Annotated in this window: 14 protein-coding genes; 3 read left to right on the top strand and 11 right to left on the bottom strand. The window is 67.5% G+C overall.

The annotated features are described in order from the left end of the window. Positions 1 to 77: 77 nt before the first annotated feature. The 8 genes from C7416_RS04500 to ribA form a co-directional block, all read right to left on the bottom strand. Positions 78 to 419 (bottom strand): cupin domain-containing protein, encoded by a 342-nt coding sequence (locus C7416_RS04500; RefSeq protein ID WP_111517296.1) that lies wholly within the window; start codon positions 417 to 419, stop codon positions 78 to 80. Next, a complete protein-coding gene (locus C7416_RS04495) occupies positions 416 to 1,393 on the bottom strand; it encodes a quinone oxidoreductase family protein (RefSeq protein WP_111517501.1) in 978 nt (325 codons plus the stop codon). The genes C7416_RS04500 and C7416_RS04495 overlap by 4 nt, the downstream gene beginning before the upstream one ends. A gap of 42 nt (positions 1,394 to 1,435) precedes the next feature. Beyond that, positions 1,436 to 2,320, bottom strand: a complete 885-nt coding sequence (locus C7416_RS04490) for a beta-keto acid cleavage family enzyme (RefSeq protein WP_111517295.1) — start codon at positions 2,318 to 2,320, stop codon at positions 1,436 to 1,438. 38 nt (positions 2,321 to 2,358) lie between these two features. Then, positions 2,359 to 3,108, bottom strand: a complete 750-nt coding sequence (locus tag C7416_RS04485; RefSeq protein ID WP_111517294.1) for an SDR family NAD(P)-dependent oxidoreductase — start codon at positions 3,106 to 3,108, stop codon at positions 2,359 to 2,361. Between the two features lie 41 nt (positions 3,109 to 3,149). Continuing rightward, the gene (locus tag C7416_RS04480) at positions 3,150 to 4,088 is read right to left on the bottom strand and encodes a dioxygenase family protein (RefSeq protein ID WP_111517293.1); all 939 of its coding nucleotides are present in this window, start codon (positions 4,086 to 4,088) and stop codon (positions 3,150 to 3,152) included. A 338-nt stretch (positions 4,089 to 4,426) separates the two neighbouring features. Then, the gene (locus C7416_RS04475; RefSeq protein ID WP_111517292.1) at positions 4,427 to 5,797 is read right to left on the bottom strand and encodes a serine hydrolase domain-containing protein; all 1,371 of its coding nucleotides are present in this window, start codon (positions 5,795 to 5,797) and stop codon (positions 4,427 to 4,429) included. A gap of 45 nt (positions 5,798 to 5,842) precedes the next feature. Then, positions 5,843 to 6,322 carry a MarR family winged helix-turn-helix transcriptional regulator gene (locus C7416_RS04470; RefSeq protein WP_111517291.1) on the bottom strand — a complete coding sequence of 160 codons (480 nt, stop codon included), beginning with the start codon at positions 6,320 to 6,322 and terminating at the stop codon, positions 5,843 to 5,845. Positions 6,323 to 6,429: 107 nt separating this feature from the next. After that, on the bottom strand, positions 6,430 to 7,026 hold the full coding sequence (ribA, locus tag C7416_RS04465) for a GTP cyclohydrolase II (RefSeq protein WP_111517290.1): 597 nt from the start codon (positions 7,024 to 7,026) through the stop codon (positions 6,430 to 6,432). A 263-nt stretch (positions 7,027 to 7,289) separates the two neighbouring features. Here ribA and C7416_RS04460 point away from each other — a divergent pair, with 263 nt between their 5' ends. Next, positions 7,290 to 7,820: a riboflavin biosynthesis protein RibA gene (locus C7416_RS04460; protein WP_111517500.1), complete on the top strand. Its 531-nt coding sequence runs from the start codon at positions 7,290 to 7,292 to the stop codon at positions 7,818 to 7,820. Here C7416_RS04460 and C7416_RS04455 read toward each other — a convergent pair whose 3' ends face one another. After that, complete coding sequence (locus C7416_RS04455) at positions 7,821 to 8,291, bottom strand: Lrp/AsnC family transcriptional regulator (protein WP_012356231.1); 471 nt, start codon at positions 8,289 to 8,291, stop codon at positions 7,821 to 7,823. A 151-nt stretch (positions 8,292 to 8,442) separates the two neighbouring features. On the opposite strand from C7416_RS04455, the gene C7416_RS04450 reads away from it, so the two are divergent. Beyond that, positions 8,443 to 8,784 carry an AsnC family transcriptional regulator gene (locus C7416_RS04450; protein WP_111517289.1) on the top strand — a complete coding sequence of 114 codons (342 nt, stop codon included), beginning with the start codon at positions 8,443 to 8,445 and terminating at the stop codon, positions 8,782 to 8,784. A gap of 16 nt (positions 8,785 to 8,800) precedes the next feature. Here the strand turns inward: C7416_RS04450 and C7416_RS04445 are convergent, their stop codons facing one another. Continuing rightward, entirely contained in the window at positions 8,801 to 9,724 is a 924-nt protein-coding gene (locus C7416_RS04445; protein WP_111517288.1) for a LysR family transcriptional regulator, read from the bottom strand. A 129-nt stretch (positions 9,725 to 9,853) separates the two neighbouring features. Here C7416_RS04445 and metE point away from each other — a divergent pair, with 129 nt between their 5' ends. Continuing rightward, positions 9,854 to 12,244, top strand: a complete 2,391-nt coding sequence (metE, locus tag C7416_RS04440; RefSeq protein WP_111517287.1) for a 5-methyltetrahydropteroyltriglutamate--homocysteine S-methyltransferase — start codon at positions 9,854 to 9,856, stop codon at positions 12,242 to 12,244. 90 nt (positions 12,245 to 12,334) lie between these two features. On the opposite strand, the gene C7416_RS04435 is transcribed toward metE, so the two are convergent. Then, entirely contained in the window at positions 12,335 to 13,747 is a 1,413-nt protein-coding gene (locus tag C7416_RS04435) for a DUF1254 domain-containing protein (protein WP_111517286.1), read from the bottom strand. Between the last annotated feature and the right edge of the window lie 173 nt (positions 13,748 to 13,920).

Here is a 13,920-nt window from a genome sequence, read left to right as displayed (position 1 = left end):
TGGTGGTCGTGGTGGTCGTGGTGCCTGGTCGGCGGAGCTTCCGTCTCTGCAATCGTTTGCAAAACTGACCGAAAAAATCAGCTTTTCGCCAACGGCATCGCCAGCAACAGCATCGCCGGACGATTGCCCGGATTCGATACCTGGCGCGCTTCGCCGGGCGCAAGCCGGACCGAATCGAACTGCCCCAGCAGCACCGTTTGTTCCGACGTGCGGATGCAGACCTCGCCTTCCAGCACGACGTAGTGCTTTTCCACCGCCGAGGCATCCAGCGCGGTATGCCCGCCCGGCAGCAGCACCGAGACGCCGAGCCACAGCGACACCGCGGGCCCCGCTTCATGGCCTTGCAGGCGCAGGCAATGCATGCCCTCATGATTCGCCGGAAAGTACGCCGGCGCCTGGGCGAACCGGGTGACGTTCATGGCTTGAGCACCACGCGTTCCACCGCGCCCTCCAGCACGGCACGGTAGGCCTCCCTGGCCTGCGTCAGCGAGTAGGTGTAATCGGGCAGTACCGGGAACGGCCGCAGCTTGCCGCTGGCGAACATCGGCGCCAATTGGTCCAGGATCCCGGCGCAGGCGCTGCTGTCGAGCGCCAGCGTGTCCACGCCCACATAGGTATGCTGGCCGCGATAGAAGGCGAAGATATCGAACGGCACCGGCTTCTCGATGGTCGAGATGAAGATCTGCGCGGCGCCGATCGCCATGCTGCGGTTGGCCTGCTCGAAGTACGGACTGCCGACGGTGTTGTAGACGATGTCCGCGCCGTGCCCGCCGGTCTCTTCGCGCACGACCTCGGCAATCGGCTCGCGGCTGGCATCGATCATGCGCACCGCGCCGCTCGCATGGCCGCGGTAAGGCTGGGCCGTGCGTTCCACGGCAAAGACACGCGCGCCCAGCGCCGTGGCGATCTGGATGGTGGCCTGCCCGACCTTGCCATTGCCTCCACACACCAGCACGGTGCTGCCGGGCTGCGGCATGCCCGCGCGGCGCAGTCCTTCATAGGCCGTGATGAACGGCACGCCCACCGCGCCCGCTTCCAGCAGCGATACCGATTCCGGCTTGGCGCGCACCGCGGCCGCGTCAATGCGCAGATACTTGCCATGGGTGCCGTCGCGGCGAATGCCCAGTTCGCCGCCGCTGCCCCACACCTGCAGCCCCAGCAGTTGCGACGGGCCATCGACCACCAGGCCGGCATAGTCGCGGCCGGGCGTGCGCGGCCAGACCGCATGTGGCATCAGGCCCAGCGTCGCTTTCACGTCGCTGGGGTTGACCCCGGCACTGGCGACTTCGATGATGCACTGATCAGCCGTCGCTTGCGGACGCGGCATGCCTTGCAGTTCCAGCTGCAGGGTCTCGATATCGTTGGCTTTCTGCGTAACTCGGATAGCGTTCATGATGGCTTCGGTTAGGTTGAAATGTGGCATGCGGCAGTTGCTTCACGCCTCGCGCAGGCCAAGCGTGCGGCGCGCCTCCGCCGGGGAGGCAAGCTCGCCGCCGAGCGAGCGGACAATGTCGCGCGCCTTGGCGACCAGCGCGGCGTTGTCGGGCGCGAGCACGCCCTTCTCCAGGTAGATGTTGTCTTCCAGACCGACGCGCACATGGCCGCCGGCCAGCCACGCCTGCGCGACGATCGGAAATTCCGCGCGGCCGATGCCAAAGGCGGACCAGTGCGCGCCGGCGGGCAGCATGTTGCGGGCGTAGAAGATCGTTTCCGGCGTGGGTGCAAAGCCGTACTTGACGCCCAGCACGAAGGTCCAGAGCCCGGGGCCGTCCAGCACCCCTTCGCGGATGAAATCGAGGGCCATGTTGAGGTCGCCGGAATCGAAGATCTCCAGCTCCGGCATCACGCCGGCGGCACGGATGATGCCTGCCATCTTGCGCACGTTGGCGGGCGTGTTGATGACCACGTCGGCGCCGGAATTCATGGTGTTCAAATCGAGCGAGCATACGTCCGGCCGCAGCGCTGCAATGTGCTCGACACGCTTCGACGGGTGCAGCAGCGTGGTCCCTGGCGCGGCCACGCGGGGCTCGTCCTCGCTCGGCACGAAGCGCCCGCCCGGCCCGGTGGTGAGGTTGATGAAAAGCGCGCGGTTGCGCTTGCGGATGCGGTCCATGACGTCGGCGTAATAGTCGAGCGACATCGATGGGCGTCCGGTCTCGGGGTCGCGCACATGGATATGGGCGGCGGCGGCGCCGGCTTCGGCGGCTTCAAGCGCAGCCTCGGCGATCTGTGCCGGCGTGACCGGCAGGCCGGGATGCTGTTCTGGGGTGACGATGTTGCCGGTCACCGCGCAGGTGATGATGGTCTTGCGTGCATGCATGGTGTGTTCAGAACGTGGGTGATTGGCTTGGCTGCGGCCTAGCCCAGCTGGCGGCCGCCATCGACGACGATGGTGGTGCCGGTGGCGAAGCGCAGCGAGGTGGCACAGGCGGCGATGGCATCGGCCACGTCTTGCGCCTGGCCGATGCGGCGCAGCGGCGTGGTCCGGGCAGCGCGCTCGTTGAAGCTGTCATCGCGCCCCGGCACGAATCCGGTGTCGACCACGCCCGGCGAGACATTGAGCACGCGGATCGCGGGCGCCAGCGCCCGCCCCAGCGACATCGCCATGACGTCGAGGCCGGCCTTGGCCGCGCAGTAGGCTACGTTGCTGCCCTGCCCGGTGCGGCCCGCGATCGAGCCGACATTGACCACCAGCCCGTCGCCGTTGGCCCGCAGCAGCGGCGCAAAGGCGCGGATCGCCGCGAACTGGCCGCGCCAGTTGATGGCGAACAGTTCGTCGATCAGGGCGTCGTCCAGCGCGTCGAGGTCGGCATGCGGAATGGCCCGCGTAAAGCCCGCGCTGTTCACCAGGATATCCACGCGCCCGTAGTGGTGGCTGGTTTCGTCGGCCAGCCGCCGCAGCGATGCGCTGTCACCGATCTCGGCCACCGCGGCCAGATGGTTGCCGGCCGGCAGCGCGGCAGCGGCGCTGGCGGTCTTGTCGGGATCGCGGCCCGCCAGCACGATGCTGGCGCCCAGGCGCGCCAGCGTCTCGCCGGCTGCAAGGCCAATGCCACCGCTGCCTCCGAGGATCACGGCTACCTTGCCGGAAAGAGAAGATGCGCTCATGGTTTCGATGTGGGTAGTAAGGGATGATGCGCAAGCCGCGCTCAGTCGATGGGCGGCTTGGGAAAGGTCTGCTCGCCTGGCTCGAGCGTGAAATCGAACTCGAGCGTAAAGAACGGCGCCGGCACGTCGCCCCACGGGCTATACCCCTGGTCGTGCCGCTGCAGTTGGCCGACGAGTTGCCGGTGCACGCCAAAGGTGACATCGGATGCGAGCTGGGCCGGTTCGTCGGCGAATACCTGCGTCACCAGCGTGCGGTAGCCCGGCGCCGCGACGATGAAATGGATATGTGCCGGCCGGTACGGATGGCGCCGCTGCGCGGCAAGCAGGGTGCCCACCGGCCCGTCGGTCGGCACCGGATAGCCTGCCGGGCGCACGGAGCGGAAATGGTAATGGCCGCCTTCATCGGCATGGAAGCAGCCGCGCAGGTTGCGGTCGGGCTGGGACGGATCCTGGTTGTCGTACAGGCCCACCGGTGAAGCCTGCCAGATTTCGACCAGTGCACCCGACAGCGGCGTGCCATCGGTGGCGCGCACGGTGCCGCTGACGAACAGGGGCAGCCCAGGCGGGTTGTCCTGCACCACACAGTCACCGCACGCATAGCGCGGCGCGCTGGCGCGGTAGAACGGCCCCAGCAGCGCCCCCGGCGTGCGTCCGTGCCGCGTGCCGTTGTTCATCACCGTCACCAGGGTCGACAGCCCGAGCACGTCCGCGGCCAGCACGACTTCGTTGTGCGTGGCATGCGTGGCCTGGCCCAGGCGGGCCACGAACTCCAGCGCGAACTCGAATTCCGCATCGGTCAGGCGCGCCTCCCTCAAGAAGGCGTGCAGATGCCTGACCAGCGCACCCATGACAAAGCGCAGGCGCGGGTCGGAGGTATTCGCCATCGCGGCCTCGACGATGCGGGTGACCGACTGCTCGTCTTCGACCAGTGAAAGCGGACCGTTCGGGGATTGCTGCGCGTGTTCTACGTAGGTTTCCATCTGCCCTCCATTGCAAACGTTTGCAGTGGTTGGCATTATCGTCGCCAGCGAGATTCGGTCAAGGTGGTTTTCGCTGCGCAGTGCCGGCCAAACGGTGCGTCCGCGGCGGTTAGCTCAATAAATTCAAGGTGCTACGGCGCGGAGGTGGGACAAACCCGTAGGCATGCCAATGTGCGGGGATCGCAACCGGCTTGTGACCCGACGCGCTCGGGAAGAATGGCGTCCTTGTCCATGTGGCGCGAGGCCGACTGGAGGACGAACCGGTACCGGTGCGGAGCTCATCCGCAAGCAGAGCATCAAGGCGGAATGATCGATGTCACCCCGCCCCGTGCGCCGCGCTAGCGCGACAGCGATTCCGCCACGGCCCTGAAGGCCCGGAACGTGATCGCGTTGTTGGCCGCATTGCCGGCCACCGGGTGCGAGGCGTAGCGCACGATGGTCAGCTCGGCTTGCGGGTCGATGTAGATCCGCTGGCCATGGATGCCGGCGGCCTGGAACATGCCGTGGCTGTCGTGCGAGACCCACCACATATCGCGATAGCTCCAGCCCGGCAACACCGCTGCGCTGCCGGACCTGGCGAACAGCTCGCGGCTGCCGCCGCGGCGGATATCGGCCACCACCGACGCCGGGATGATCTGCTTGCCGTTGAAGCGCCCGTTGGCGCGGATGGTCTCGCCAAAGCGCGCGAGATCGCGCAGCGTGGTGTTGAGCCCGCCGCCGCCGGATTCGGTGCCGATGCTGTCGACGGTGAAATACGCGTCCTGCTCGGCGCCCATCGGCTGCCAGATGCGCTCGGACAGCAGCTTCGCCAGCGACTGGCCCGAGACGCGCCGCACGATCCACGCCAGCAACTCGGCATTGACGGTCTTGTAGGCGAACGCGGCATCGTGGCTGCCCTCCTTCTGCAGCGTCTTCAGGAAGTCATAGAACGTGCCGGGGCCGTTGTAGTTGGCCGGGCGCGCCAGCATGCCGCCGGCGCGCGCGTAGTCCCAGACCTCGGCCTTGGGATCGGCATAGTCCTCGGAGTAGCGCACGCCGATGGTCATGTCCATCACCTGACGCACCGTGGCATCGCCATACGCGGTACCGGCCATCTCTGGCAGGTAGCGCGTCACCGGCGCGGCCGGGTCGAGCTTGCCTTCCGCCGCCAGCATGGCGGCGAGCGTGCCGACGAACGACTTGGTCACCGACATCGCGATATGCGGCGTATGGCTGTCGAGCGCGCCGAAATAGCGCTCGTAGATGACCTTGCCCTGGTGCATCACCAGGATGCCGTCGGTATAGGTCAGCGCCAGCATCTCGTCGAAGGTGCGGCGCGTACCGTCGGCATCGGTGAACGGGATTGCGCCGATGGGCTGCTCCGCGCGCGGCAGCGTGCTGGCCGGTCCGGGTCCGCGCCATACCGATGCAGTCGGCCCCAGTTCGCGCACATGCGAGAACAGCCAGCGGTTGCGCGGAAACCGGTTGCCCCCCGGCACATGGGTGATCAGTTTGTCTGGCGGCGGCGGAAAGCCCTGCATCCAGCCCATCAGGTTCGGATCGGTGGCCAGCGCCGCCGCCACCGTCGTGGCCGGTACGGCGGCCGGAGGCGCTGCGCTGGGCGCACTGGCGGCGGGCTGGCTCCACGCCGGCAAGCTCGCCGCGAACAGGGTCACGCCAGCCAGGCGGCGCCATGACCGCGGGGATTTCCAATGGGGTTTCAACGACATGCTGTCTCCTTGCATTATTTTTGATCGGGGGTCGCTGCCCTCGCCTCAGTCCGCCAGTGCCTGCGTGCCCTGCTGATGTGCGATCAGGGCGTTGGTGAGCTTGTCGATGCAGCGATCCAGCGTCTTCACCTCGGCCTCGGTCAGCACCGACAGGAACATCTTCTCCAGCACGTCGCCGCGCTGGTAGGTCTGGGCCACCAGCGCTTCGCCGGCAGGCGTCAGGTACAGGTTCAACTGCCGGGCATCGGCCTCTCCGACTTCCCGACGCAGCAAACCCCGCTTTGCCAGCGCGGTGACCAGCTTCGATGTCACTGTTTTCTCCAGCAGCACCAGTTCCATCAATCGCGTCAGCGTCAAGCCGGGTTCCAGCCCGGCAAAACGCAGCACACGCAGTTCGCGCAGGCCGATGCCGAATTCCCGCTCGTAGAAGCCGGAGGCCGAATTCTTGGTCATTTCGCAGAGCCGGTTCAGGCGGAACGACATGAATTCGAGGATCGAATGGGTGGAGCCGGTTGCGTTGGACATGTAGGCAGTATGTGGGGCGGCCGATGGATTCTATGGGCAATAGTTGCCATTGGCAACTATATGGACCAAGAAATGCCCCTGCCGGGGCAACACACGCGCAAGCGCGTTCAGTCGAGCAGATGCCCCATCCGCGTGCGCTTGGTCGCCAGGTATTTCTCGTTTTCGGCGTTGGACGGCACGATGTGGCGCAGTTGCTCAGTGACGGTAATGCCCGCCTTCTCGAGCGCGGCGGCCTTCAGCGGGTTGTTGCTCATCAGGCGCACGGATTTGACGCCCCACTGGTGCAGCAGGTCCGCCGCAAAGGCGTAGTTGCGGGCGTCGATGGCCTGGCCCAGGGCCAGGTTGGCGTCGACGGTGTCGAGGCCGCCGTCTTGCAGGCGGTAGGCGCGGATCTTTTCCGCCAGGCCGATGCCGCGCCCTTCGTGGCCGCGCAGGTACAGCAGGATGCCGCGGCCCTCGGCGGCGATCTTTTCCATGGCGAGTTCGAGTTGCGGTCCGCAATCGCAGCGGCAAGAGCCGAACACGTCACCGGTCAGGCATTCGGAATGCATGCGGATCAGCACGTTGTCGCCCGCCACATCGCCCACGCTGAGGGCCAGGTGTTCGATGCCTGAATCGGCGCCCTTGAAGGCGTGCGCCGTGAAGTCGCCGAATCGCGTCGGCAGGCGCGCCGAGTCGATCAGCTCAATTTCTGTGTCGTTCATACCGGAATTCTTGGTCAAAAGGCGGGGGCGCAGCCCGGCACCGCCGACATTATGAGCGGAATCGGGCGTTCGCGCTGGAATTCCCCCGCCGGGCCTGGCTGCGGGGGTGGTCGGCCAATTCCTACAAGCGCAAGCGCCGTCGACTTATGCAGCCGCTTCAAATGGGTCTCTAGACTCGGTTTACAGGACATGGGTCGTCCCCGGCGGGCACGGAAACCATGCGCACCACCCGCCTCGCGGCACGGCCGCAGCAGGAGTTCGCCATGACAGCCAATCCATTGAGTGCCGAGGCCGCAGGCACCAAACTCGCCGCATTGTTCGACACCAAGCTCGCCGCCAGCAGCGCCGCCGAGCGCGTTTGCTACGAGGCGCACCTGAAGCGGGGGCAAGTGCGGCTGGTGCATCCGTACGAGGCCCATTTCGGCCGCAAGCTCGAGCCCGAAAACGACGGCATCGTCTACACCGCGGTGCGTTCGCACCTGATCATGGCGGCGTTGGGCGCCATTGTCGGCCTCGCCGTGGTCGGCATCCTGCACCGGCAGGAAGTCGACGCGGTGATGCAGAGCCCGGGCCTGGCGGCCGGCGCGGCGATCTTCCTGGGAGTGATGTTCGGCATGCTGCTGGCGGGCCTGATGACCGCGCGGCCGGACCACCAGCTGGTGATCACGCCGGTGCGCGAGGCCGTCCAGCATGGCCGCTGGGCGGTGCTGGTGCACCCCACCACGCCGCAGCAATGCAACGAGGCCCTGCGCGCGCTGCGCAACACCACCAGCGAAGTGCTCAGGACCGCCTGATCACGGCTCGACCGAAGTCTCGCGCTTGAGCGTGCGCAGCACGAAGGTCGAACGGCTGTGGCGCAGCCCGGGCAGCTTGTAGAGCTTGTGCCGCAGGAACTCCTCATAGCCCTGCGTGCCGGCCACCGCCACCTTGATCAGGTAGTCGTATTCGCCGGTCAGCAGGTAGGCCTCCATCACCTCGGGCAGTTCCGCCAGCGCCTTGCCAAAGCGGTACAGCATGTCGTCGTCGTGCCGCTCCAGCGTGACCTCGATCAGCACGGTGTCGGGCAAGCCCAGCGCCTTCTGGTTCAGCAGCGCGGCATAGCCTTCGATCACCCCGCTTTCTTCCAGCGCGCGCACGCGGTTCCAGCACGGCGTGGCCGACAGGCCCACCTGCTCCGCCAGCCGCGCATTGGAAAGGCGGCCGTCGCGCCGCAGTTCGCGCAGGATGCGGCGATCGGTGTCGTCGAGTTTGGGGGACTGTGCCATCAAACACTGCCTATAAGGGGTATTCTTCCGTAGATTCTATCAAATGAAGATGGATCTACTGATATCGACCCTGATATGGAGAAAATTAGGAAGCCCATTCCGGGGCGCGGCTGGTAAATTGACTACATAGATCGACTGCCGAAAACCACACATGCCAGCCTCCCAAACTCTCCCCACCCTGCGCCTCTCGCTGCGTCTCGCGTCCGCCGACCTGTTCGGCGCCATGGAATGGGTGCTGGCCAATGCCCGTCGTACCGGACTGGCGCCGCGGCAGCTGAGCTTCGACGCCGCCCCGCAGGCCGTGATGCATGCCACGCTGACGGCAGACGATGCCGGCCTGCTGTGGTTGTTCCTGCGCCGCCTCGACAACGGCTTCGACGTGGAGCTGCTGGTCGCGGACGTGGAGGATCCGGACGATGACACGGTGGCGGAACCGGCGCCGCGCGCCGCTGCCCGCCGCGACCGGCCCACCGAACTGATGCTGATGGCCTGAATCGATCCGCGCGCCGCTACGCCGCCGGCGCCAGCAGCTCGATACCGTCGAGCTGCGCCGCGCAGGTATCGCGCACGATCGCGACAAAATCCGCCACGTAGGGCCGCCGCGCCATCGCCGCCGGCACGGTCGCGTAGAGTTCGCTCCACAGCCCCCTGGCGCCGATGCGCTTGGCCAGCACGTAGTCGTGGTCGACGTAGTTCTTGACGCCCCAGTTGGGCAGCGCCGCCACGCCGCGGCGGCTGGCCACCAGCTGCAGCACCGCCACCGTCAGTTCTGCGGTGCGCCGCTCCAGGTGGATGCCGGCGGGTTCGAGCACCTCGCGGATCAGGTCGATGCGTGACTCGGGCACCGGGTAGGTAATCAGGGTTTCGCCGGCAAGGTCGGCGGCCTCGATGCGGCGCTTGTTGCGCAGCCGGTGTTCGTTGGCGATGACCGCGAGGATCTCGAAGCGGAACAGCGGCGCCACCTCCAGCCCGCGCCGCGCCGCCGGCTGCGAGCCGATCACCATGTCGGCGCGGCCGTTGCGCAGCAGCGCGATCGGATCGGCATGGAAGCCCGCGACCAGGTCCACCTCAACCTCGGGCCAGCGCCGGCGGAATTCGTCCATCACCGGCATCAGCCAGTCAAAGCACGTATGGCATTCCAGCACCACGCGCAACTCGCCGCGGGTGTCGCCCTTGAGCCGTTCGATATCGCGCTCGGCCCCGCTGACCGCGGCCAGCACCTCGCGCGCCAGCGCCAGCAGGCGCTCGCCCGCCGGCGTAAAGCGCAGGCCCTGGCGGGTGCGGTCGAACAGCGGCAAGCCGTAGTGCGATTCGATCGCCTTGATCTGGTGCGACAGCGCCGACTGGCTGACATGCACGCGCTCGGCCGCGGTCGCGAGCTTGCCCGATTCGGCAATGGCCACCAGCGAACGCAAATGGCGCACTTCGATCATGCACGGCTCCCACGTTGCCACTTTTTCGTGTTGATATGAAATCGATTCATATAATGTTTAAAACTTGTCGCTTGATTCATTTTAAGGGCAAACCGACACTGTGCGCCAGACCTCTACCGGAGCAACACCATGGCACGCACCCATATCCTCGGCTTTCCCCGTATCGGCGAACGCCGTGAACTGAAATTCGCACAGGAAGCGTTCTGGCGCGGCGAACGCACCGAGGCCGAACTGCGCACGGTGGCCGCCGAACTGCGCCGTCGCCACTGGCAGCTGCAGGCCGAGCGCGGCCTGGACACCGTCGCCACCGGCGACTTTGCCTGGTACGACCAGATGCTGAGCCTGACCGCGCTACTGGGCGCGCTGCCGCGCCGCTTCGGCTTCGACCCGGCACAGCTGACGCTGGGGCAGTATTTCGAACTGGCGCGCGGCAACCGCGAGCAGCCGGCGATGGAGATGACCAAGTGGTTCGACACCAACTACCACTACCTGGTCCCGGAGCTGGACGCCGACACCACCTTCGATGGCGGCCCGCAATGGTTCCTCGAGGAAACCGATGAGGCGCTGGGGCTCGGGTTGCGCGCCCGTCCGGCGCTGATCGGCCCCGTCACCTACCTGTGGCTGTCGAAGAGCCATGTGCCGGGCTTCGACCGGCTGTCGCTGCTGCCGCGGCTGCTGCAGGCGTATCGCCGCATCCTGGGCCAGCTCAAGGCACGCGGCATCGAATGGGTGCAGATCGACGAGCCGGCGCTGTGCCTGGACCTGGAACCGGCGTGGCTCGATGCCTTCGACACCGCCTATGCCGCGCTGCACGAGAGTGGCCCGGCGGCACGTCCGAAGCTGCTGCTGGCGACTTACTTCGACAGCGCCGCCGACCATGCACAGCGCGCGGCCGCGCTGCCGGTCGACGGCTTCCATATCGACCTGGTGCGCGCCCCCGAGCAACTGGCGGCATGGCAGGCCGTGCTGCCCGAGCATGCGGTGCTGTCGCTGGGCGTGATCGACGGCCGCAATATCTGGCGCACCGACCTGCGTCGCGTGCTGGGCCTGCTGCGCCCGCTGCACGGCGCGCTGGGCGAGCGCCTGTGGCTGGCACCGTCGTGCTCGCTGCTGCATGTGCCCGTGTCGCTGGCGCAGGAAGTGCGGCTCGATGCCGAGCTGAAGTCGTGGCTCGCCTTCGCCACCGAAAAGCTGGACGAACTGTCGGTGCTGGCCCGCGCGCTGAACCAGGGTGACGGAGCCGTCGCCGACGCCCTGGCCGCGTCGGACGCCGCACAGGCGTCGCGCCGGGCCTCGCGGCGCGTGGTCAATGCGCGCGTGCAGCAGCGCCTGGCTGGCGTGGATGAGGCGATGGCGCATCGCGCCAGCCCCTTCGCCGAGCGCATCGAGCGGCAGCGCAAGGCGCTCGCGCTGCCGCTGCTGCCGACCACCACCATCGGCTCGTTCCCGCAGACCACTGCGATCCGCCAGACCCGGGCGGCGTTCAAGCGCGGCGAGATCGGCGCGCTGGAATACCTCGAGCGCATCCGCGCCGAGATCGCGCTGGCGGTGCGCAAGCAGGAAGCTCTGGGGCTGGATGTGCTGGTGCACGGCGAGGCCGAGCGCAACGACATGGTCGAATACTTCGGCGAGCAGTTGTGCGGCTATAGCTTCACCGAGAACGGATGGGTGCAGAGCTACGGCTCGCGCTGCGTCAAGCCGCCGGTGATCTACGGCGATGTGTACCGCCCGGAACCGATGACGGTCGACACCGCCCGCTACGCGCAGTCGCTGACCGAGCGGCCGATGAAGGGCATGCTGACCGGCCCCATCACCATGCTCCAGTGGTCCTTCGTACGCGACGACCAGCCGCGCGCCACCACCGCGCGCCAGCTCGCGCTGGCGATCCGCGACGAGGTCTGCGATCTCGAGCAGGCCGGCATCCGCGTGATCCAGATCGATGAACCAGCGCTGCGCGAAGGGCTGCCGCTGCGCCGCGCCGACTGGGACGCCTACCTGGACTGGGCGGTGACCGCGTTCCGCCTGTCGGCCAGCGGCGTGCGGGACCAGACCCAGATCCACACGCATATGTGCTATGCCGAATTCAACGACATCCTGCCCGCGATCGCGGCGATGGACGCCGACGTGATCACCATCGAGACCTCGCGCTCGGCGATGGAGCTGCTGGAAGGCTTTGGCGATTTCGACTATCCCAACGAGATCGGGCCGGGTGTCTATGACATCCACTCGCCGCGCGTGCCGTCGGTGCAGGCGATGGAGCGGCTGCTGGAGCGCGCCTGCGAGGTGGTGCCGCCGCAGCGGCTGTGGGTCAATCCCGACTGCGGGCTGAAGACGCGCGGCTGGGAGGAAACCGAGGCGGCGCTGGCCAACATGGTCAGCGCGGCCCGCGCGCTGCGCCAGCGATTGTCGGCGCCGGAAATCGCGGCGTGGAAGCGCGTCGAGCGCGCTGCCGCGGCCGGCACCGCCCCGGTTCCGCATACGGCCGGCACCTGCACTGCCTGCGCCACGCACGCACACTGACCGCCAGCCCCGCGCACACCGCGGCGTAAAAAAACAGGCCGCATGCCCGTTGTGGGCATGCGGCCTGTTTGCCTGCCAGCGCCAGGCGGATCAGTTCACGCGCATCACCGGCGGCGGCATCCAGCTGCCGTCCAGCAGCGCCTGTTCCGGCCAGTACGCGCGCAGCATCATGTTCAGGCCGTCGGGCGGCGCCGGCAGCCAGTTGGCGGCCTTGGCGCCGGCCGGGCGCTCATGCTGGATGTAGATGTCGAGCGAGCCGTCGCGGTTGTAGCGCAGGCGGTCGCGGCTGCCGATGGCATAGCGCTGGATCGGGTTCGGCACAAAGGCCTGGCGTTCGTTGTACAGCGTCAGCGACCAGAACGCGCGCGCCGGCGGCAGCTGGTTCTTGTCGAAGTGCAGCACGTAGCGTGCCCCGCCCTGCAACGGCTTGCCGTTGGCATCGGTGCGGGTGGAGGCGTAGATCGCATCCTCCGGCAGGTTGGCGCCCAGCCCCACCCACGCGGTGACCGCGCGGCGGCCATAGCTGGTGCCGTAGGTGCCGAGGTCGCGATGCATGACCCAGCCGTTGCCGGCATCGGCGTTGCCCTTGCGCGCCGCCTGCTCGATCGCCGCCAGCGCGGCCGTGGCCCCTTCCTGCACGGCCCGCGCGGTGGACGGCTCCATCACCGTGGTCTTGAACGGCACGCCGGGGCGGATGCCCATGCGGCGCATTTTCTCGACCATGGAGGCGTCGGCCGGCGCCGGCGGGTTGGCCGGCAGCAGCGCGGCGAAACGCGTGAAGAACGCCTGGGCGTCCATGGCCGCCACCTGTTCGACCGGGGCGCTGTTGGGGTCCAGCGCTGGGCGCGCGGCGGCCTTGTCCGGTATGCGACGGCCTCCACCCCAGGCCGACAGCGGCGTCAGCCGGTACTGGTCCTGCAGCCGGTGCACCGCCGGGAAGTCCTGCTTGCCGCTGGCCTGGGTGCGGCCGATCAGCCAGACCATCGACGTGGGCGAGCGGATCTCCTGCACGCCCCTGGGCAGCGTGCCGCGCCAGTCCGGCCCGGTGATGGCGAAATTGCCGCGGCGGGTGCCGGTGGTGCGCTTGCCCGGTGCGGCGAACACATTGGTCCAGGCATCCATCAGCGGCATCAGGTAATAGCGCCCGCGCGTATCGGGCACCGACAGGATCACCGGCTCGCGCGACAGGTCCAGCCACGCCGACGAGTACAGCGTGTCGGCGTTGGGGCTGACCACATCGGTGAAGGTCGCGTCCGGGAAGGTGCGCTTGTGGCTGAAGGTGTTGGCGGGCGTGCGCAGCGTCATCAGCTCGCGCGTCACGTCCATCAGCACCATCGGATAGGCAAAGGTAAAGACCTCGGCGGACAAGGCCTTCATGGCCTGGTCGGAGGGCGGCTGCTCGACTGCCGCCGGGTTGCCGGCATAGTCAGGCCCGCTGGCGCAGCCGGACAGCATGACGGCGAGCGTGACCGCGCCCGCCACTTGACGAAAGATAGGCTTCATGACCCCGATTCCCAAAGTTCTTGCGTGTTCTCCGGGCATTTCGGCTATGACTGCCGGCATGTCGTCCCGGAGGCGCATCTGTCCGTCGCATCTTGTGCGCGTGCTACGACCCTGTCAATGACTCGAATGCGGGGATCCGAGATCGGGCGCACCAACGGCAGGGCACTACGACA

Origin of the sequence: Cupriavidus phytorum, from assembly GCF_003254285.1 — a bacterium.
Taxonomy (GTDB): domain Bacteria; phylum Pseudomonadota; class Gammaproteobacteria; order Burkholderiales; family Burkholderiaceae; genus Cupriavidus; species Cupriavidus phytorum.
Note: the sequence above shows the minus strand (reverse complement) of the source record. Positions and strands in the feature narration are given on the sequence as shown.

What these genes read in the sequence shown, in the direction of transcription:
- C7416_RS04500 (WP_111517296.1), bottom strand. Translation starts at nt 419, where the DNA reads ATGAACGTCACCCGGTTCGCCCAGGCGCCGGCGTACTTTCCGGCGAAT.
- C7416_RS04495 (WP_111517501.1), bottom strand. Translation starts at nt 1,393, where the DNA reads ATGAACGCTATCCGAGTTACGCAGAAAGCCAACGATATCGAGACCCTG.
- C7416_RS04490 (WP_111517295.1), bottom strand. Translation starts at nt 2,320, where the DNA reads ATGCATGCACGCAAGACCATCATCACCTGCGCGGTGACCGGCAACATC.
- C7416_RS04485 (WP_111517294.1), bottom strand. Translation starts at nt 3,108, where the DNA reads ATGAGCGCATCTTCTCTTTCCGGCAAGGTAGCCGTGATCCTCGGAGGC.
- C7416_RS04480 (WP_111517293.1), bottom strand. Translation starts at nt 4,088, where the DNA reads ATGGAAACCTACGTAGAACACGCGCAGCAATCCCCGAACGGTCCGCTT.
- C7416_RS04475 (WP_111517292.1), bottom strand. Translation starts at nt 5,797, where the DNA reads ATGTCGTTGAAACCCCATTGGAAATCCCCGCGGTCATGGCGCCGCCTG.
- C7416_RS04470 (WP_111517291.1), bottom strand. Translation starts at nt 6,322, where the DNA reads ATGTCCAACGCAACCGGCTCCACCCATTCGATCCTCGAATTCATGTCG.
- ribA (WP_111517290.1), bottom strand. Translation starts at nt 7,026, where the DNA reads ATGAACGACACAGAAATTGAGCTGATCGACTCGGCGCGCCTGCCGACG.
- C7416_RS04460 (WP_111517500.1), top strand. Translation starts at nt 7,290, where the DNA reads ATGACAGCCAATCCATTGAGTGCCGAGGCCGCAGGCACCAAACTCGCC.
- C7416_RS04455 (WP_012356231.1), bottom strand. Translation starts at nt 8,291, where the DNA reads ATGGCACAGTCCCCCAAACTCGACGACACCGATCGCCGCATCCTGCGC.
- C7416_RS04450 (WP_111517289.1), top strand. Translation starts at nt 8,443, where the DNA reads ATGCCAGCCTCCCAAACTCTCCCCACCCTGCGCCTCTCGCTGCGTCTC.
- C7416_RS04445 (WP_111517288.1), bottom strand. Translation starts at nt 9,724, where the DNA reads ATGATCGAAGTGCGCCATTTGCGTTCGCTGGTGGCCATTGCCGAATCG.
- metE (WP_111517287.1), top strand. Translation starts at nt 9,854, where the DNA reads ATGGCACGCACCCATATCCTCGGCTTTCCCCGTATCGGCGAACGCCGT.
- C7416_RS04435 (WP_111517286.1), bottom strand. Translation starts at nt 13,747, where the DNA reads ATGAAGCCTATCTTTCGTCAAGTGGCGGGCGCGGTCACGCTCGCCGTC.